Origin of the sequence: Massilia sp. BHUDP2 (assembly GCF_046236355.1) — a bacterium.
GTDB classification, from domain to species: Bacteria; Pseudomonadota; Gammaproteobacteria; order Burkholderiales; family Burkholderiaceae_D; genus Telluria; species Telluria varians.
In genome coordinates this window covers 518,362-535,394 of record NZ_JBJUVW010000002.1, presented here as the reverse complement: position 1 = coordinate 535,394, position 17,033 = coordinate 518,362, and the positions used below count along the sequence as shown (strand labels likewise).

Below are 17,033 nucleotides of genomic sequence, written 5' to 3'. Positions count from 1 at the left end.
TCCCGGGCAGCTGCACCGGCAGCGCCGCTACCAAGAGAAATAAGAAAACGATTTGAAGCAACCTACTCATACCATTCCTAGCCGCGAGGAAATCCTCGCTGTCTTTCGCAGTGCCAAAGGCCCGCTCGGAGCGAGCGACCTGGCGCGCACCCTGAAGGTCAAGCCGGCCGCCCAGGAAGTGCTCGGCCGCCGGCTCAATGCCATGGAGCGCGACGGCCAGATTCGTTCCGACGTCAGTGGCACCTATCTGTTGGCCGACCAGTCCGGTTTCGTCACCGGCCGCGTCAGCGCGCACCGCGACGGCTACGGCTTCGTCATTCCGGATGAGGGCGGCGACGACCTGTTCCTGAACGATAAGGAAATGAACAAGGTGCTCAACGGCGACCGCGTGCGCGCACGCGTCACCGGCACCGACCGCCGCGGCCGTCCGGAAGGGACCATCGTCGAAGTGGTCGAGCGCGCCAACACCCACCTGATCGGCCGCCTGATGAACGAAGGCGGCGTCTGGATCGTCTCGCCGGAAGACGTGCGCATCAGCCAGGACGTGCTGGTGGCGGGTGGCCCGGGCAAGGCCAAGGCGGGGCAGGTGGTCAGCGTCGAACTGATCGAGCAGCCCTCGCGCTTCCAGCAGCCCACCGGCCGCATCGTCGAAGTGCTCGGCGAGCTGGACGACCCGGGTATGGAAATCGAGATCGCGGTGCGCAAGTTCGGCGTGCCGCACGTGTTCTCGCCCGCCGCGCTGAAGCAGGCCAACCGACTGCCGAACGAAGTCGTGGATGCGGACCTGGCAAACCGCGTCGACCTGCGCGACGTGCCCCTGGTGACCATCGACGGTGAAGACGCGCGCGACTTCGACGATGCGGTCTACTGCGAGCCGGTCAAGATCGGCCGCAGCAAGGGCTATCGCCTCCTGGTGGCGATCGCCGACGTCAGCCATTACGTCAAGCCGAACGACGCGCTGGACACGGACGCGCTCGAGCGCAGCACCTCGGTCTACTTCCCGCGCCGCGTGATCCCGATGCTGCCCGAGAAGCTGTCCAACGGCCTGTGTTCGCTGAACCCGGCGGTGGACCGCTGCACCCTGGTGTGCGACATGGTGGTCACGCAGGACGGCGAAGTCACGGCCTACCAGTTCTACCCGGCCGTGATGCACTCGGCCGCGCGCCTGACCTACAACGAAGTTGCCGAAATCCTCGGCAACACGGCCGGTCCCGAAGCGCAGCGCCGCCCCGGCATCGTGCCGCACCTGCTGAACCTGAACGAGGTATTCCGCGCGCTGCTCAAGGCGCGCCAGGAACGCGGCGCGATCGACTTCGAGACCACCGAGACCTACATCGTCTGCAATGCCGTCGGCAAGATCGAAAAGATCATCCCGCGCACCCGCAACGATGCGCACCGCCTGATCGAGGAATGCATGCTGGCCGCGAACGTGTGCGCGGCCGACCTCCTGATCCGCCACAAGCACCCCGGTACCTTCCGCATCCACGCGGTGCCGACCGAGGAAAAGCTGCTGCAGCTGCGCACCTTCCTGAAGCTGGTCGGCCTGAACCTGGGCGGCGGCACTTCGCCCACGGCGCGCGACTACGCCGAGGTCATGCAAAAGATCAAGGAGCGCCCGGACGCGGCCCTGCTGCAGACCATGCTGCTGCGCTCGATGCAGCAGGCCGTCTACAGCCCGGACAACGTCGGCCACTTCGGCCTGGCCTATGAGGCCTATGCCCACTTCACCAGCCCGATCCGCCGCTATCCCGACCTGCTGACCCATCGTGCGATCAAGGCCATCCTGCAAGGGAAGAAGTACGAGCCGAAGGGCATCGAGCCGGGCACGCTGAACACGACCCTGTCGAATTCGGCGCGCAAGCAGGCCGCCAAGGACAAGGCCGAAGGCCGCGGCAAGAAGGAACAGGACCTGACGATCTGGGACGCGCTCGGCGTGCACTGCTCCGCCAACGAGCGCCGCGCCGACGAAGCCTCGCGCGACGTCGAGAACTGGCTGAAGTGCTACTTCATGCAGGACAAGCTGGGCGAAGACTTCACCGGCACCGTGTCCGGCGTGACCCCGTTCGGCATTTTCGTCACGCTCGACCAGCTGTACGTCGAGGGCCTGGTGCACATCAGCGGCCTGGGTACCGACTACTTCCAGTACGACGAGGCGCGCCATGAACTGCGCGGCGAGCGCAGCGGCCAGGTCTACAAGCTGACCAGCAAGGTCAACGTCAAGGTTGCAAAGGTCGACCTCGAGGCACGCAAGATCGACCTGGTGCTGGCCGAAACGCAGGAAAGCATCCCGGCGCCGCTCGAGCGGGCCCGCCAGGCCGCGGTCGAGGCCCTTGAGCCGAAGCCGCCGAAGAAGCGCAAGGCGAAAGCCCAGGCCGAGGCGCCGGTGGAGCCGTCGCGCTACACCAGCGCCGAGGAAGGCGGAGACGAAGACGAAGACGTCGTCTTCGTGCCGCCGCCGCGCGCGCCGCGCAGCGCCCGCAATTCCGCTGCCAAGGGCTCCGCCAAGACCGCCGGCAAGACCGCAAGCAAAACCGCGTCCAAGACGCCCACGAAGCGTGCCGCCAAGACCAGCGCGCCAAAAACCAAAGCGGTGGCCAAGACCCCCGCTGCCAAAACTAGCAGGAAGAAACAGTAATACATGAAAAATAAAATGTTATTCGGGTTCCACGCGGTGACCTCGCGGCTGCGCCACGAGGCCCAATCGGTGGAAGAGATCTTCGTCGATGCCGAGCGCAATGATGCCCGCATGAAGGCCCTGATCGCCAGCGCGAAAGAGGCCGGCGTGCGCGTGATGCCGGTCGACGCCGCACGTCTCGACAAGATCACCGGCACCCGCCGCCACCAGGGCGTGATCGCCTTCGCCAGCCAGCTTGCGCTGGCGCGCAACCTGGACGAGCTGCTGGACGCGATCGAAGGTCCGCCGCTGCTCCTGATCCTGGACGGCATCACCGATCCGCACAACCTGGGCGCCTGCCTGCGCGTGGCCGACGGCGTCGGCGCCCACGCCGTGATCGTCCCGAAGGACCGTGCGGTCGGCCTGAACGCCACCGCCGCCAAGGTGGCGAGCGGCGCGGCCGAGACCGTGCCCTACATCACGGTCACGAACCTGGCGCGCACCATGCGCGAGCTGAAGGACCGCGGCATCTGGCTGATCGGCACCTCGGACGACGCCGACAAGGGCCTGTACGAAGCCGACTTTACCGGCCCGACCGCGCTGGTGATGGGCTCGGAAGGCGAGGGCATGCGCCGCCTGACGCGCGAGACCTGCGATCTGCTGGTCAACATCCCGATGTTCGGCTCGGTCGAGAGCCTGAACGTGTCGGTCGCCTCGGGCGTCTGCCTGTACGAGGCACGCCGCCAGCGCATCGCGCGCGAAGGCTAAGCGCCTCAGCCAATTGGGGGGAACAATGCCATCGGCATTGTTCCCCCGTTCCTTGCGCGCCCAACAGCGCAAGCTGTCCCCGCCAGTCCAAGCCATCCCCAAGCAAACCCCCGCAACATACGCTACCATCCGCATTGGTTTGCGAATTTCCTTATTATGTTTTCCAACTTACGCGACGATATCCAGAGCATCATCCAGCGCGACCCCGCCGCCCGCAACGGCTGGGAAGTCCTGACCTGCTATCCCGGCCTGCACGCCGTGATCATGCACAGCTGGGCGCACGCCTGCTGGAAGCTCGGCCTGAAGTGGATCGGCCGCTTCATTTCCTACGTCGCCCGCATCATCACCGGCATCGAGATCCACCCGGGCGCCACCATCGGCCGCCGGGTCTTCATCGACCACGGCTTCGGCGTGGTCATCGGTGAGACCGCCGTGGTCGGCGACGACTGCACCATCTACCAGGGCGTCACCCTGGGCGGCACCACCCTGGTGGCCGGCACCAAGCGTCACCCGACGCTCGAGCGCGGCGTGATCGTCGGCGCCGGCGCCCAGGTGCTGGGCGCCTTCACGGTCGGCGAATACGCCAAGATCGGCTCGAATGCCGTGGTCATCAAGCCGGTCCCGAGCGGCGCCACCGCGGTCGGCAACCCGGCCCACATCATCCGCAAGGAAGACCAGTCGCGCAGCGCCCACCTGTTCGCCGCCTACGGCGTCACGCCCAACGGCGACGATCCGCTGTCGAAGGCCCTGCGCGGCCTGATCGACCACGTGGCGCGCCAGGACGAGCAGATCGAACGCCTCACCAACACCATGCGTGAGGCCGGCCTGTGCTGTCCGAAGGTCGCCGAGGGTGATAAACTCGATTCGGAACAACTGAACCGACTGGTCGACTGAGGAAACGCATGACGAATGAAACGACGGGCACGCCCGACGGCGCTGTATTGGACCCGATGGAAATCCGCGTGCTCGCGGTACTGGCAGAAAAAGAGGCGCTGACGCCCGATAACTACCCGATGTCGGTCAACGCCATCGTCAACGGCTGCAACCAGCTGTCGAGCCGCGACCCGATCATGCAGGTGACCGACGAGGTGGTCCAGGATACCCTGCAGCGCCTGATCGAGAAAAAGCTCGTCAGCGCCATCTCGCAGGCCGGCGCCCGCGTGGTGAAGTACGAGCACCGCATGCGCATCAAGTGGACCCTGGAGCAGGACAAGGTCGCGGTGCTCAGCATCCTGATGCTGCGCGGCCTGCAGACCGCCGGCGAGATCCGCACCCGCACCGGCCGCCTGTTCGAGTTCAAGAGCGTGCAGGACGTCGAAGCCGTGCTGCAGTTCCTGATCGATAAATACCCGCCGCTGGTCGCGAAACTCGACCGCGCCGCAGGCACCAAGGAGCCGCGCTACGGCCACCTGCTGGGCGGCGAGCTGGCCGCCTACGAACCGCCCGCCGCCGGCGCCGGCCTCGGTGGAGGCGGCGCCAGCCGCGTCGGCCAGCTGGAACAGGAAGTCGCCGCACTGCGCGGCGAGCTCGAGGAACTCAAGGCGCAGTTCGAGGCGTTTCGCCAGCAGTTCCAGTAGCCGGCGCCGCTTCGGCCGGCTCGGCAAACGTCAGTTCGACCAGCGCATCGTCGCTCCAGCTGGCGTTCCCGATCGGCACCTGGAAGGTATGGCCCTTGACTTCCAGTTTCGCCGAACGGTTGCCGTCCACCAGCACCGCCCCCAGCAGCGGCTGGTCGCTGCGGAAGGGGAAATGCGCCTTCCTGCTCACGTTCTCCCAGCGGAAATCCTCGGGGTCGCCGAAGAAGTTGCACCAGTCGGTGCGCAGCAGGATGGTGTTGATGGTCATCACCCAGAAGGTCGGGATCTCGGCCTTGGCCATCGCCACGGTCACCTTGCACTCCAGCCGCAGGTCGCCCAGGCGGCGCTGGTGGGCGGCCAGGCCCGGCGTGCGGATGTCGGGGTCGGTGCGGTAGGCGCGGCGCTTGCGGTTCAGTTCCAGCTCGCTTTCCGCGTCCTCGGCGGCATCAACGCGCGGCACCACGAAGCGCCGGTCGGCGTCGATCGTGATCGGCAGTTGGTAGCCGCCGTCGCCCACCAGGCGGAGCGCCAGCGGCTGCGCCGACTCGTCCTTCCCCTGCGGGCGCAGCCGGAAATGCAGCTGTTCGGCCCTTGGTGCCAGCTGCCGGTGCCGCTCGAAGGCGTCCAGGCCGGCCAGGATGACCTTGTACTTGCGCACTTCCGGATTGCGCATGGCGTTCACATGCACGGGTTCCAGTTGGCGGACCGGCTTGTCCTCCGCGGCAGCGCTGCCGCAGAGGAGCAGGGCCCCGAGTGCTATCGCTGACAGGGCGCGCACGGAATCAGCCCTCGTCGCGCCAGCGGCGCAGGCGCATGGCGGCGTAGATCATCGCGGCGCCCGCCACGGCGGCGACCCAGGTGCTCGGGTGGCTCAGCGTGGAGTAGGACAGGCCGAGCAGGGTGGTCGGGTCCAGGCCGTACTGCTGGTTGATGGTCTCGATGTCGCCGTAGGACAGCCAGATGCCCGGCACCAGCCCGGCCAGGCCGCGCAGCACGACTTCCTGGACGAACCAGTCGACGTCGATGACCGAGTTCGACACGTGGCCGACGATGATGTTGAACCACTTCAGCAGCAGGGCCACGACCAGCGGCGTGCCGACCGCCCACAGGAAGACCTTGGAGCGCGCCCAGCTCGACACCATCAGCAGCCAGCCGACGGTCGGCAGCGCCCAGACGACGTACAGGGGCAGGAAGGCCAACAGGTACAGCGGACCGAGGTACAGGTTCGGTTCCATCAGCACCGGTGCGAACAGGTTGACGCCCTTGCCGGCGGCGCTGATCATGCCCAGCACCAGCAGGGCCAGGCCGGTCACTACGCCGATGGCGATCGTGATCAGGGGCGCCACGACCAGTGCGGTGGCGGCTTTCGACAGCACGGTGTCGCGGTCCGACAGCGGCAGCGACTTCCAGAACAGGATGCTGCGGTCGCGGCGGTCGTCGTGCAGGGCGGCCAGGCAGTAGAAGAACACCACCACGGCCAGCACGATGAACAGCGGCGCCGCCAGGCCGAGGTAGCCCGAGGCCGCGACATGCGCAATCTTGTAGCGCAGCGCCGGCGGGATACCCTGGATCGAGACGACGTTGTGGCCATTGATCTGGATGGCCTCGCTGCCGCCGAAAGCCATGGCGTACATGAAGCCGCCGCCCACCAGCAGCAGCATCGCCGCGGCGACCGCGACCGGGGTCCAGAAGAAGGCGCCCTTGTGCTCCCAGAACTCGCGCCGGAGCAGCCATTTCATCGTTTTCATGCGTAGGTTCCTTTCATGGTTGCCACGAACAGGTCGGCAACGCTGGGATTGCGGGTCTCGCCGAGCTGGGCGAGCTGGGCGCGCGACACGCCGCCCGGTGCGCCCGAATCGAACAGCATCACCGACTTGCCGAACACGGTGCGCTTGTCGAGCGGGGCCAGGGCATTGGCGGCGTTGAGCTTGTCGGCCGGGACCATTACTTCGGTATAGCGCTCGCCGATCTCTTCCATCGAGGCGGACAGCACGATCTTGCCTTCGCGGATGAACATCAGGTCGGTGAGGATGTGCTCGACTTCCTCGACCTGGTGAGTGGTGATGACGATGGTCTTTTGCTCGTCGAAGTAGTCTTCCAGCAGGTTCTGGTAGAACTGCTTGCGGTACATGATGTCCAGGCCCAGCGTCGGTTCATCGAGCACGAGCAGCCTGGCGTCGATGGCCATCACCAGCGCCAGGTGCAGCTGGACGATCATGCCCTTCGACATTTCCTTGACCTTCATGGTCGGCCTGAGCTTGGTGTGCGCGATATAGCGTTCGGCCTTCTCGCGGTTGAAGCGCGGATGCACGCCGGCCACGAAGTCGATCGCGTCCTTCACGCGCAGCCAGCGCGGCAGGATCGCGACGTCGGCGATGAAGCAGACTTCCTTCATCAGGTCGTCGCGCTGGGTGCGCGGGTCGAAGCCCAGCACCGTCAGCTGGCCGTCGAAGGGAATCAGGCCGAGGGCGGCTTTCAGGGTGGTGGTCTTGCCCGAGCCGTTGGGGCCGATCAGGCCGACGATGCGGCCGGCGGGGATGTCGAAATCGATGCCGTCGACGGCGGTACGCTTGCCGTAACGCTTGGTCAGGCCGCGTGCTTCGATAACGGCATTCATGCTGAACCTCCCGGAGCGTTGTTGCCGGAGGCATTGAGCAGCTGTTCGACGTTCAGGCCGAGGCGGCGGATGCGTTCGACCATGGCGGGCCATTCCTCGCGAATGAAGCGCTCGCGTTCGGTGGCCAGCAGTTTCTCGCTTGCTCCTTCGGTGACGTACATGCCAATTCCCCTTCGTTTTTCTACCAGGTTCTCGTCGACCAGCTCCTGGTAAGCCTTGGAGACGGTGATCGGATTCAGTTGATATTCGGCCGCGATCTGGCGGACCGAGGGCAGGGCGTCGCCGGCTTTCAAAATACCGTCGAGCATCATGCCCACCACCCGCTCCTTGAGCTGGCGGTAAATGGGTGTGTTGTCATTCCAGCCGACTGTCATGTCCAGTCCTCCTCGGTCGTAGTGCTGCATGGTTCATCTGTCTCTCCCTCGCTTATGCTGATTGGGTGATTTGTTGAAGTGGTGTTGTAGTGAAGTATAACAGCGACTTGGCAAATGTAAACATACATATTGAACAAAAACGCGGGCGCGGCTTGTCCGGCCACTTTGGTAGGATGGGGAATCTATCAAGGAAGGAAGGAGGGAAGGATGCTGACGTGCCCGAACTGTGGCGTCTCGCCGCTGACGCATGCGATCAGGGAAATGCATTACACCTACAAGGGGCAGAGCACGACGATCCCGGACGTCGTCGTCGAGCACTGCGCCGGCTGCAAGGAAGTGATGTTCGCGCAGGGCGAGCACGAGCATTACGGCGAACTGGTCGCGGCCTTCCGCAAGCTGGTGGATGCGCAGGAGCTCAAGACGATCCGGGCGATGCGCAAGGGGCTGGGACTGACCCTGCAGAAGGCGGACGAACTGTTCGGCGACGCCGCGGGGGATTTTGCGCGCTTCGAGTCGGGCGAGGCGCATGCGCCGGTGGCGCTGGTAAAGCTATTGCGGCTGCTGGGCAAGCATCCTGAACTGTTAGATGAAGTCCGGTAAATCGTGGCGGGTGAGCGTGCCATCGTGGGCCAGCTCGATCCACCCGCCGCGCCGCGGCTCCGCGTCCAGCTCCCAGTCCGGCAGCACGTAGCGCAGCCTGCCGCCGGACTCATGCATGGCCGGCCGGTGCGTGTGGCCATGGATGATGACGGTGGCATCGGCCGCATCGAACAGCGCCTCCACGCTCGAGGGCGTCACATCCATGATCTCGTAGGATTTGCCGGCCTGCGCCTCGCGGCTGCCTTCGCGCAGCCCGGCGATGATCGCCTTGCGCTGGGCCAGGGGCATGCCGAGGAACTGCTGCTGCCATGCGCGGTCGCGTACCTGGGCGCGGAAGGCCATGTACTTGAGGTCGGCAGTGCATTGGGCGTCGCCGTGCACCAGGGCGATGCGCTTTCCGCCGGCACTGATCACATGCGGCTCTTCCAGCAGGCTGAGCCCGGCCGCTTCGGCAAAGCCCGGCCCGACCAGGAAATCGCGGTTGCCGGCCAGCCAGTAGACGGCGGTGCCGGCGGCGCTCACGGCGCGGATGGCGCTAGCGACCTGCTGGTGGAAAGGCTCGTCGACGTCGTCGTCGCCGGCCCAGTATTCGAAGATATCGCCGAGCAGGTAGAGCCGCTCGGCGCGGGTCGCACGCTCGACCAGGAAGCGGAAGAAGGCTTCGGCCGTGCGCGGATGCGAGGCCTGCAGGTGCAGGTCCGAGATGAACAGCGCGAACGTGCGCGCAAGGGTGGTCATTGGATCGTTGGGACTTGCCGCCCTGCGCGCACTGCGATCATCAGATGACTTCGACCTTCTCGATGACGACCGGATCGACCGGCACGTCCGAGTGCATGCCGCTGCGGGTGGTCTTCACGCCGTTGATCTGGTCGACGATGTCCTGGCCTTCGGTGACCTTGCCGAACACGGCGTAGCCCCAGCCGTCCTGGCCCGGATAGTTCAGGAAGGCATTGTCCTTGGTGTTGATGAAGAACTGGGCCGATGCCGAGTGCGGCGCCGAGGTGCGGGCCATGGCGATGGTGTACTTGTCGTTCTTCAGGCCGTTCTTGGCTTCGTTCTCGACGGTCGCGTCGGTCGGCTTTTGCTTCATGCCCGGCTCGAAGCCGCCACCCTGGATCATGAAGTCCTTGATCACGCGGTGGAAGATGGTGTTGCTGAAATGACCCTTGTTGACGTAGTCGATAAAGTTGGCAACGGTCTTCGGGGCCTTGTCGGCATCCAGTTCGACGGTGATGTTGCCCATATTGGTGGTCATGCGAACGCTGGTCATGTGCTGTCCTGTTGAGTTGGTTATTGTTAATGCGGCAAACGCATCCGCTATTTTACAAGCTTGTCGCCCTTGAGCACGCTTACTGACTTAATGAAGATCGGCGTCACCGGCACGTTCTGCATGCCGCGCACGTCGTCCACCATCACGCCCTTGATCTTGTCCACGACTTCCTGCCCTTTCACGACCTTGCCGAAGACGGTATAGCCCGAGCCTTTGTAGAACGGATGGTCGATGCCCGAATTGTCGGCGACGTTGATGAAGAACTGCGAGGTGGCCGAATCCGGATGGTCTTCGCGCGCCATCGCGATGGTGTACGGCTGGTTCGACAGGCCGTTATTCGATTCGTTCTTGACCGGCTTGTTGGTCTTGCGGCCCTCGAACTTCTCGTTCATGCCGCCGGCCTGGATCATGAAGCCGTCGATCACCCGGTGGAAGATGGTGCCCTTGTAGAATCCCTGCTTTACGTACTGCATGAAGTTGGCCACCGTCTTCGGCGCCCGTTCCTCGTCGAGCTGGACCACGATGTCGCCCATCGTGGTCTTGATCGACACCTGCGGACCCTTGACGACCGGCGCGGCGGGCGCGGCATCCTGGGGAGCGTCGGTGGTGGTTTCCTGCGGCGCGCCCAGGGCGGCGCCGGAAAGGAGCAGGGCGCCGGCGCCGAGGGCGATGCCCTTGAGCAGCGAACGGCGGAAGGCGGTGGTCATTGTCTGGGCTCTCCTCTGATGGATACCGCGCAATGCGGTGTCAAGTGTTTTCCCGAAAAATAAAGCTGAACCATATGCGGCCAGCCGGGATTTTAACAATGCTATACTTTGCGCAGAACGTCCCATTCTATCAAAGAAGAACAACACCCGAGGGTACAGACGATCTCGCCGCGCCGCAGTTGCAGCTCCGATCCTCTCCCTCACCAGAATACACCCATGAGCCAACTCAAGATTTACAACACGCTCGCGCGTGACAAGCAGGTATTTGTCCCGATGGAAGCCGGCAAGGTCGGCATGTATGTGTGCGGCATGACCGTGTACGACTACTGCCACATCGGTCACGCGCGGATGATGATGGCTTTCGACGTGATCTATCGCTGGCTGATGGCCTCGGGCTACGAGGTCAAGTACGTCCGCAACATCACCGACATCGACGACAAGATCATCAAGCGCGCCGTCGAGAACGGCGAGACCATCGGCCAGCTGGTCGAGCGCAACGTGAAGTACATGGACGAGGACATCGGCGCCCTGGGCATGCTGCCGCCGACCGTGGTGCCGCGCGCCACCGAGTACGTGCCGCAGATGCTGTCGATCATTGAGCAGCTCGAAGCCAAGGGCCTCGCCTACCGGAGCGAGGACGGCGACGTGAACTACGCCGTGCGCGGCTTCGAAGGCTACGGCAAACTGTCCGGCAAGTCGCTCGACGACCTGCGCGCCGGCGAGCGCGTCGACGTCAGCAGCGGCAAGCGCGATCCGCTCGACTTCGTGCTGTGGAAGGCCGCCAAGGAGGCGGAACCAGCCGAAGCCAAGTGGGACTCCAAGTGGGGCAAAGGCCGTCCGGGCTGGCACATCGAGTGCTCGGCCATGTCCTGCGCCACCCTGGGCCAGCATTTCGACATCCATGGCGGCGGCGCCGACCTGCAGTTCCCGCACCACGAGAACGAGATCGCCCAATCGGAAGGCGCGTTCGGCGGCAACATGGTCAACTACTGGATCCATAACGGCTTCGTGCGCGTGGACAACGAGAAGATGTCCAAGTCGCTGGGCAACTTCTTCACCATCCGCGACGTGCTCAAGAAGTACGACGCCGAAGTCGTCCGCTTCTTCATCCTGCGCGCCCACTACCGCAGCCCGCTGAACTATTCGGATGCCCACATCGACGACGCCAAGGGCGCGCTGACCCGCCTGTACACGGCGCTGTCGACGGTCGACATCGATAACGAGCAGCCGGCCGTGAACTGGGATGAAGCCCACGCGGTGCGCTTCCGCGAAGCGATGGATGACGACTTCAACACGCCGCTGGCCGTGGCCGAGCTGTTCGACCTGGCGAGCGAAGTCAACCGCAGCAAGTCGCTGGACGCCGCGCGCCAGCTCAAGGCGCTGGCCGGCGTGCTAGGCATCCTCGAACGCGCGCCGCAAGCCTTCCTGCAAGGCGGCAGCGAAGGCGGGGGCGCGAGCATCGATGATGCGATCGCGCGCCGCGCGGCCGCCAAGAAAGCCCGCAACTTTGCCGAAGCGGACGCCATCCGCGCCGAACTGACTGCCGCCGGGATCATCCTGGAAGACAAGCCGGACGGAACGACGACCTGGCGCCGCGCATAATGGCCGCCGACAAGGACACATCCGCGGCCATGGAGCCGCAGGGAGAGCTTGCCGTCCCGATCTACTGGGCGGAAGCGAAGGCCGCGCTGATCGCGCGCGACCGCATCATGGCCAAGCTGATCCCCCAGATCGGCGACCTGCACCTGCGCGGCCAGCCCGACCCCTTCACCACGCTGGCACGTTCGATCGTGGGCCAGCAGGTGACGCCGAAGGCGGCCGACGCCGCCTGGGCCAAGCTGCTGGCCACCTGTCCGAAGCTCTCGCCGGCCCAGGTGCTCAAGGCCGGCGCCGTCGAGCTGGCCGGCTGCGGACTGTCCAAGCGCAAGACCGAATACATCCTCGACCTGGCCGACAGTTTCAAGGCCAAGCGCGTCCATGCCGACCTGTGGTCGCAGATGGACGACGAGGCCGTCATCGCCGAACTGGTCCAGATCCGCGGCATCAGCCGCTGGACAGCGGAGATGTTTTTGATATTTAATCTGCTCCGTCCAAACGTGCTGCCGCTCGACGATCCCGGCCTGATCCAGGGAATCAGCCAGAATTATTTCTCTGGCGAACCTGTTTCTCGCAGCGATGCGCGCGAAGTGGCGGCGAACTGGGAGCCCTGGCGTACGGTGGCAACCTGGTATTTATGGCGTAGTCTCGATCCGGTATCCGGTTCGGGTACGGTAGAATAACGCCCACAACAGGGGCCCACGAGGCCCGGTGCATGCTGCGCGAACGGAAACGCTGCGGCCACGAAATAATCCGGAGGTACAATGACTAAAACAACTTTCCTCAATTTTGAGCAGCCGATCGCCGAGCTGGATTCCAAGATTGAAGAGCTGCGTTTCGTGCAAGACGATTCCGCCGTCGACATCTCGGAAGAGATCGACCGCCTGGCCAAGAAGAGCCAGCAGCTCACCAAGGACATCTACGCCAAGCTGACCCCGTGGCAGGTGTCGCAGATCGCCCGCCACCCGCAGCGTCCATACACGATGGACTACGTGAACGCGATCTTCACCGATTTCCACGAACTGCACGGCGACCGCAGCTTCGCCGACGACCAGTCGATCATCGGCGGCCTGGCCCGCTTCAACGGCCAGGCCTGCATGGTCATCGGCCACCAGAAGGGCCGCGACACCAAGGAACGCGCGATGCGCAACTTCGGCATGCCGCGTCCGGAAGGCTATCGCAAGGCCATGCGCCTGATGAAGCTGGCGGAAAAATTCGGCCTGCCGATCTTCACCTTCGTCGATACCCCGGGCGCCTTCCCGGGCATCGATGCCGAAGAGCGCGGCCAGTCGGAAGCGATCGGCCACAACCTGTACGTGATGGCCGAGCTGAAGGTCCCGTTGATTGCGACCATCATCGGTGAAGGCGGTTCGGGCGGCGCGCTGGCGATCGCCGTGGGCGACGCGGTGCTGATGCTGCAGTACTCGACCTATTCGGTGATCTCGCCGGAAGGCTGCGCCTCGATCCTGTGGAAGACCTCGGAGCGCGCCAGCGACGCCGCCGACGCCCTGGGCCTGACCGCGCACCGCCTGAAGGCCATCGGCCTGATCGACAAGATCGTCAACGAGCCGCTCGGCGGCGCGCACCGCGATCCGAAGCAGATGGCGCAGCTGCTCAAGCGTGCACTGGCCGACACCCTGCGCCAGTTCCAGGGCATGAAAACCAAGGACCTGCTCGACGCCCGTCACGCAAAGCTGATGGCTTACGGCAAGTTCAAGGAAACACTGCCGCGCGAAGAGTGAGTTCCACCCGTGCCGGGCAAGTCCCGGTGACCTTCGCGCAGGCCATGCACGGCCTGCGCGAGTCGTTCACCCCCACCTCCATTGCGCTTGCCTGCAGCGGCGGCCTCGACTCGATGGCCCTGCTGCGGCTTGCCCACGCCTGGGCTGCCGAGCAGGACATCGTCCTGCATGCCTTCCACGTCCATCACGGGCTGAGCCCGAATGCCGATGCCTGGCTGGCGCATTGCCGTGAGGCCTGCGCGGCGCTCGGCATCGCCTTCGACAGCCGCCATGTCGAGGTTGTCAAAGGCAAGGACGGCATCGAGTCGGCCGCGCGCAAGCTGCGCTACCGCGCGCTGGGCGAGATGTGCGTCGCCCACGGCGTGCCGCTGCTGCTCACCGCCCACCACCTCGACGACCAGGCCGAGACGGTCCTGCTCCAGCTGCTGCGCGGCTCCGGCCCGGCCGGGCTGTCGGGCATGGACGCGGCCAACCGCGCGCCCGGCCTGCTGGGCGACCCGGAACTGGTCATGGCGCGTCCGCTGCTGCCGCTGTCGCGCGCCCAGCTCGAAGACTACGTGCGTGCCGAAGGCCTGGCGTGGGTCGAGGACGAATCGAACAGCGATCCGCGCTATGCCCGCAACGCCTTGCGCCACGCGGTGATGCCGGCGCTGGCAGCCAGCTTCCCGGGTTACCAGGCGCGGCTGGCGCGCGGGGCGGCCCACGTGCAGTCGGCCCAGCGCATCCTGGATGAAGTCGCCGGGCAGGACCTGGCCGCCTGCCTCGACGGCGAGGCGGTCGACCTCGCCCGCGTGCAACAGCTCAGCCGCGACCGCGCCGACAACATGCTGCGCCACCTGTTCCATGTGCGCGGCCTGGCGATGCCCTCGACCGCCTGGCTGGCCGAGATGGTGTCCCAGCTGTTCTCGGCGCGCGAGGATGCGCAATTGAAAGTGACGCATCCGGGCTGCGATATCCGCCGCCACCGCGGCAAGCTCTACCTCACACCGAAGCTGCCTGAGCTTGCCGGCATGCGCGACCCCGACGATATCGGCGTGCTGGTCAAGGAAGGCCAGCGCTTCCGCTGGAACGGGGAGGCCGCGCTGGACTTTCCTGCCTATGGCGGCGCGCTGCACTTCGACGCCGCGCCGGCGGGTTTCGATCCGGCCTGGCTGCGCAGCCAGTTTCTTACCATCGACTTCCGCCAGGGCGGAGAGCGCCTCAAGCCCGCCGCCAACCGTCCCACCCGGGGACTGAAGGCGCATTACCAGTCCCTCGGCGTGCCAAGCTGGGAGCGCGAGCGTGCGCCGCTGGTGTGGGCGGACCGCGAGCTGCTGTTTGCCGCCGGCATCGGCATGGATTGCCGCCACCTGAGTGCGGGGCAGGGCGAGCGCATCGCACTGCGCTGGGTGCCCCAAGCTGTCTAGACTTGTTTTTGTTTCTATACGAAAAACGGTATTACTTTATTTTGTTTTCGTATAGCTTTTTCTCCCGACCGTCTTGTGATACTGCGCTGCAGCATGCTAGAGTAAGGGTCCCCTTTTGATCTTTCAACAAGCTGGAACCCTCCCTGATATGGCTTTAATTGTCCACAAGTATGGCGGGACGTCGATGGGCTCGACGGACCGTATCAAGAATGTCGCGGCCCGCGTGGCGAAGTGGCATGATGCCGGCCACCAGATCGTCGTGGTGCCTTCCGCGATGTCCGGTGAAACCAACCGCCTGATCGCGCTGGCCAAGGAAATCATGCCGCAACCGGACCCGCGCGAACTGGACATGATTGCCTCGACCGGCGAGCAGGTCTCGGTGGGCCTCTTGGCGATGGCGCTGCTGGCCATCGGCAAGGACGCGGTCTCGTACACCGGCTGGCAGGCGGGCATCCGCACCGATTCCTCGTTCACCAAGGCGCGCATCCAGTCGATCGACGACACCCGCGTGCGCGGTGATCTCGAAGCCGGCAAGATCGTCATCATCACGGGTTTCCAGGGCATGGACGAAGATGGCAACATCTCGACGCTGGGCCGTGGCGGTTCGGACACTTCGGCCGTGGCGATCGCCGCCGCGCTGAAGGCCGACGAATGCCTGATCTACACCGACGTCGACGGCGTGTACACGACCGATCCGCGCGTGGTGCACGAGGCGCGCCGCCTGAACAAGATCACCTTCGAGGAAATGCTCGAACTGGCCTCGCTGGGCTCGAAAGTGCTGCAGACGCGTTCGGTCGAATTCGCAGGTAACTACCAGGTCCCGACGCGCGTGCTGTCGTCGCTGACCGATCCCCTGATGCCGCTGGACGAAGAAGCGAAGTCCGGCACCCTGATTTCGTTTGAGGAAGAAAGCAACATGGAACAAGCCGTCATCTCCGGTATCGCCTTCAATCGCGATGAAGCCAAGATCACCGTCCTGGGCGTGCCGGACAAGCCGGGCGTGGCCTTCCACATCCTCGGCCCGATCGCCGAAGCGAACGTCGAAGTCGACATGATCATCCAGAACCAGTCGGTGGACGGCAAGACCGACTTCACCTTCACCGTCTCGCGCGGCGACTACGCGAGGGCGATGGGCGTGCTGGAAGAGCAGCGCGAGGCGCTGGGCGCGGCCAAGATCCTGGGCGATGCGAAAGTGTCGAAGGTGTCGGCCGTGGGCGTCGGCATGCGCAGCCACGTCGGCGTGGCCTCGCAGATGTTCCGCACCCTGTCGGAAGAGGGCATCAACATCATGATGATCTCGACCTCGGAGATCAAGATCTCTGTGCTGATCGACGAGAAATACATGGAACTGGCCGTGCGCGCCCTGCACAAGGCTTTTAACCTCGAGCAAGCTTAACAATTTTCAAAATTTTTGGGCGTGCGTCCTTGACGCAACGTGCACCAGCCCTTAAGATGCGTGCACTCAGCGCTGACTGACACACAAGTCGGAACTGATTGGAGGCGTGGCCGAGTGGCCGAAGGCACTTCCCTGCTAAGGAAGCATATGGGCTTAAACCTGTATCGTGGGTTCGAATCCCACCGCCTCCGCCAAGTTACAAATAAGAAAGCCACCTTCGGGTGGCTTTTTTATTTGTAACGTCGGCGGAGGCGAGGAGAGCGCCTGCGCGCTCTCCGCGTGGGATTCGAAGGGTTGCGCGTACTCGCGCAACCGCGGCCCGCGGAACGTGGGCGAATCCCACTTTGCGCCCGCTAGCGGGCGCCC

The 17,033-nt window shown here is 64.8% G+C and carries 17 protein-coding genes and 1 tRNA gene; 11 read left to right on the top strand and 7 right to left on the bottom strand.

Translation table 11 applies throughout. The features are described 5' to 3' along the window. Window positions 1-52 precede the first annotated feature (52 nt). The 4 genes from rnr to ACK6C6_RS13045 all read left to right on the top strand — a co-directional run bounded on the left by rnr (window position 53) and on the right by ACK6C6_RS13045 (window position 4,959). Window positions 53-2,635 (top strand): ribonuclease R, encoded by a 2,583-nt coding sequence (rnr, locus tag ACK6C6_RS13060; RefSeq protein WP_409267666.1) that lies wholly within the window; start codon window positions 53-55, stop codon window positions 2,633-2,635. A gap of 3 nt (window positions 2,636-2,638) precedes the next feature. Further along, on the top strand, window positions 2,639-3,382 hold the full coding sequence (rlmB, locus tag ACK6C6_RS13055) for a 23S rRNA (guanosine(2251)-2'-O)-methyltransferase RlmB (RefSeq protein ID WP_027865063.1): 744 nt from the start codon (window positions 2,639-2,641) through the stop codon (window positions 3,380-3,382). Window positions 3,383-3,538: 156 nt separating this feature from the next. After that, the gene (cysE, locus tag ACK6C6_RS13050; protein WP_027865064.1) at window positions 3,539-4,276 is read left to right on the top strand and encodes a serine O-acetyltransferase; all 738 of its coding nucleotides are present in this window, start codon (window positions 3,539-3,541) and stop codon (window positions 4,274-4,276) included. An 8-nt stretch (window positions 4,277-4,284) separates the two neighbouring features. Continuing rightward, window positions 4,285-4,959: a YceH family protein gene (locus tag ACK6C6_RS13045; protein ID WP_409267665.1), complete on the top strand. Its 675-nt coding sequence runs from the start codon at window positions 4,285-4,287 to the stop codon at window positions 4,957-4,959. On the opposite strand, the gene ACK6C6_RS13040 is transcribed toward ACK6C6_RS13045, so the two are convergent. From ACK6C6_RS13040 to ACK6C6_RS13025, 4 genes are read right to left on the bottom strand one after another with little or no spacing between them, the layout of a single operon-like run. Beyond that, entirely contained in the window at window positions 4,919-5,737 is an 819-nt protein-coding gene (locus ACK6C6_RS13040) for a hypothetical protein (RefSeq protein ID WP_409267664.1), read from the bottom strand. The two genes, ACK6C6_RS13045 and ACK6C6_RS13040, sit on opposite strands and share 41 nt — an antisense overlap. A 4-nt stretch (window positions 5,738-5,741) precedes the next feature. Beyond that, window positions 5,742-6,707, bottom strand: coding sequence for a hypothetical protein (locus tag ACK6C6_RS13035; protein ID WP_409267663.1), 966 nt, complete (start codon window positions 6,705-6,707; stop codon window positions 5,742-5,744). Next, on the bottom strand, window positions 6,704-7,576 hold the full coding sequence (locus tag ACK6C6_RS13030; protein ID WP_409267662.1) for an ABC transporter ATP-binding protein: 873 nt from the start codon (window positions 7,574-7,576) through the stop codon (window positions 6,704-6,706). The genes ACK6C6_RS13035 and ACK6C6_RS13030 overlap by 4 nt, the downstream gene beginning before the upstream one ends. Beyond that, a complete protein-coding gene (locus ACK6C6_RS13025) occupies window positions 7,573-7,950 on the bottom strand; it encodes a GntR family transcriptional regulator (RefSeq protein WP_036213661.1) in 378 nt (125 codons plus the stop codon). Before ACK6C6_RS13025 ends, ACK6C6_RS13030 begins: the two co-directional genes overlap by 4 nt. Before the next feature lie 207 nt (window positions 7,951-8,157). Here ACK6C6_RS13025 and ACK6C6_RS13020 point away from each other — a divergent pair, with 207 nt between their 5' ends. After that, window positions 8,158-8,550 (top strand): type II TA system antitoxin MqsA family protein, encoded by a 393-nt coding sequence (locus ACK6C6_RS13020; protein WP_409267661.1) that lies wholly within the window; start codon window positions 8,158-8,160, stop codon window positions 8,548-8,550. Here ACK6C6_RS13020 and ACK6C6_RS13015 read toward each other — a convergent pair. From ACK6C6_RS13015 to ACK6C6_RS13005, 3 genes are read right to left on the bottom strand one after another with little or no spacing between them, the layout of a single operon-like run. Beyond that, window positions 8,533-9,288 (bottom strand): UDP-2,3-diacylglucosamine diphosphatase, encoded by a 756-nt coding sequence (locus tag ACK6C6_RS13015; protein ID WP_409267660.1) that lies wholly within the window; start codon window positions 9,286-9,288, stop codon window positions 8,533-8,535. The genes ACK6C6_RS13020 and ACK6C6_RS13015 overlap by 18 nt on opposite strands. 40 nt (window positions 9,289-9,328) lie before the next feature. Beyond that, window positions 9,329-9,820: a peptidylprolyl isomerase gene (locus ACK6C6_RS13010; RefSeq protein WP_036207674.1), complete on the bottom strand. Its 492-nt coding sequence runs from the start codon at window positions 9,818-9,820 to the stop codon at window positions 9,329-9,331. Window positions 9,821-9,867: 47 nt separating this feature from the next. Further along, window positions 9,868-10,527, bottom strand: a complete 660-nt coding sequence (locus tag ACK6C6_RS13005) for a peptidylprolyl isomerase (RefSeq protein WP_409267659.1) — start codon at window positions 10,525-10,527, stop codon at window positions 9,868-9,870. A gap of 216 nt (window positions 10,528-10,743) precedes the next feature. Here ACK6C6_RS13005 and cysS point away from each other — a divergent pair, with 216 nt between their 5' ends. The 6 genes from cysS to ACK6C6_RS12975 all read left to right on the top strand — a co-directional run bounded on the left by cysS (window position 10,744) and on the right by ACK6C6_RS12975 (window position 16,861). Further along, on the top strand, window positions 10,744-12,129 hold the full coding sequence (cysS, locus tag ACK6C6_RS13000) for a cysteine--tRNA ligase (RefSeq protein ID WP_409267658.1): 1,386 nt from the start codon (window positions 10,744-10,746) through the stop codon (window positions 12,127-12,129). 29 nt (window positions 12,130-12,158) lie between these two features. Beyond that, window positions 12,159-12,806: a DNA-3-methyladenine glycosylase family protein gene (locus ACK6C6_RS12995; RefSeq protein ID WP_409267657.1), complete on the top strand. Its 648-nt coding sequence runs from the start codon at window positions 12,159-12,161 to the stop codon at window positions 12,804-12,806. 81 nt (window positions 12,807-12,887) lie between these two features. Then, a complete protein-coding gene (locus tag ACK6C6_RS12990) occupies window positions 12,888-13,865 on the top strand; it encodes an acetyl-CoA carboxylase carboxyltransferase subunit alpha (protein ID WP_036207683.1) in 978 nt (325 codons plus the stop codon). 44 nt (window positions 13,866-13,909) lie between these two features. Then, window positions 13,910-15,271: a tRNA lysidine(34) synthetase TilS gene (gene tilS / locus ACK6C6_RS12985; protein WP_409268280.1), complete on the top strand. Its 1,362-nt coding sequence runs from the start codon at window positions 13,910-13,912 to the stop codon at window positions 15,269-15,271. Window positions 15,272-15,419: 148 nt separating this feature from the next. Further along, window positions 15,420-16,667 carry an aspartate kinase gene (locus tag ACK6C6_RS12980; protein ID WP_036207687.1) on the top strand — a complete coding sequence of 416 codons (1,248 nt, stop codon included), beginning with the start codon at window positions 15,420-15,422 and terminating at the stop codon, window positions 16,665-16,667. A gap of 100 nt (window positions 16,668-16,767) precedes the next feature. Further along, window positions 16,768-16,861, top strand: a tRNA-Ser gene (locus ACK6C6_RS12975). Window positions 16,862-17,033: the final 172 nt, after the last annotated feature.

Coding starts and splice junctions, on each gene's coding strand:
- rlmB (WP_027865063.1), top strand. CDS start 2,639: ATGAAAAATAAAATGTTATTCGGGTTCCACGCGGTGACCTCGCGGCTG.
- cysE (WP_027865064.1), top strand. CDS start 3,539: ATGTTTTCCAACTTACGCGACGATATCCAGAGCATCATCCAGCGCGAC.
- ACK6C6_RS13045 (WP_409267665.1), top strand. CDS start 4,285: ATGACGAATGAAACGACGGGCACGCCCGACGGCGCTGTATTGGACCCG.
- ACK6C6_RS13035 (WP_409267663.1), bottom strand. CDS start 6,707: ATGAAAACGATGAAATGGCTGCTCCGGCGCGAGTTCTGGGAGCACAAG.
- ACK6C6_RS13030 (WP_409267662.1), bottom strand. CDS start 7,576: ATGAATGCCGTTATCGAAGCACGCGGCCTGACCAAGCGTTACGGCAAG.
- ACK6C6_RS13025 (WP_036213661.1), bottom strand. CDS start 7,950: ATGACAGTCGGCTGGAATGACAACACACCCATTTACCGCCAGCTCAAG.
- ACK6C6_RS13020 (WP_409267661.1), top strand. CDS start 8,158: ATGCTGACGTGCCCGAACTGTGGCGTCTCGCCGCTGACGCATGCGATC.
- ACK6C6_RS13015 (WP_409267660.1), bottom strand. CDS start 9,288: ATGACCACCCTTGCGCGCACGTTCGCGCTGTTCATCTCGGACCTGCAC.
- ACK6C6_RS13010 (WP_036207674.1), bottom strand. CDS start 9,820: ATGACCAGCGTTCGCATGACCACCAATATGGGCAACATCACCGTCGAA.
- ACK6C6_RS13005 (WP_409267659.1), bottom strand. CDS start 10,527: ATGACCACCGCCTTCCGCCGTTCGCTGCTCAAGGGCATCGCCCTCGGC.
- cysS (WP_409267658.1), top strand. CDS start 10,744: ATGAGCCAACTCAAGATTTACAACACGCTCGCGCGTGACAAGCAGGTA.
- ACK6C6_RS12995 (WP_409267657.1), top strand. CDS start 12,159: ATGGAGCCGCAGGGAGAGCTTGCCGTCCCGATCTACTGGGCGGAAGCG.
- ACK6C6_RS12990 (WP_036207683.1), top strand. CDS start 12,888: ATGACTAAAACAACTTTCCTCAATTTTGAGCAGCCGATCGCCGAGCTG.
- tilS (WP_409268280.1), top strand. CDS start 13,910: ATGCACGGCCTGCGCGAGTCGTTCACCCCCACCTCCATTGCGCTTGCC.
- ACK6C6_RS12980 (WP_036207687.1), top strand. CDS start 15,420: ATGGCTTTAATTGTCCACAAGTATGGCGGGACGTCGATGGGCTCGACG.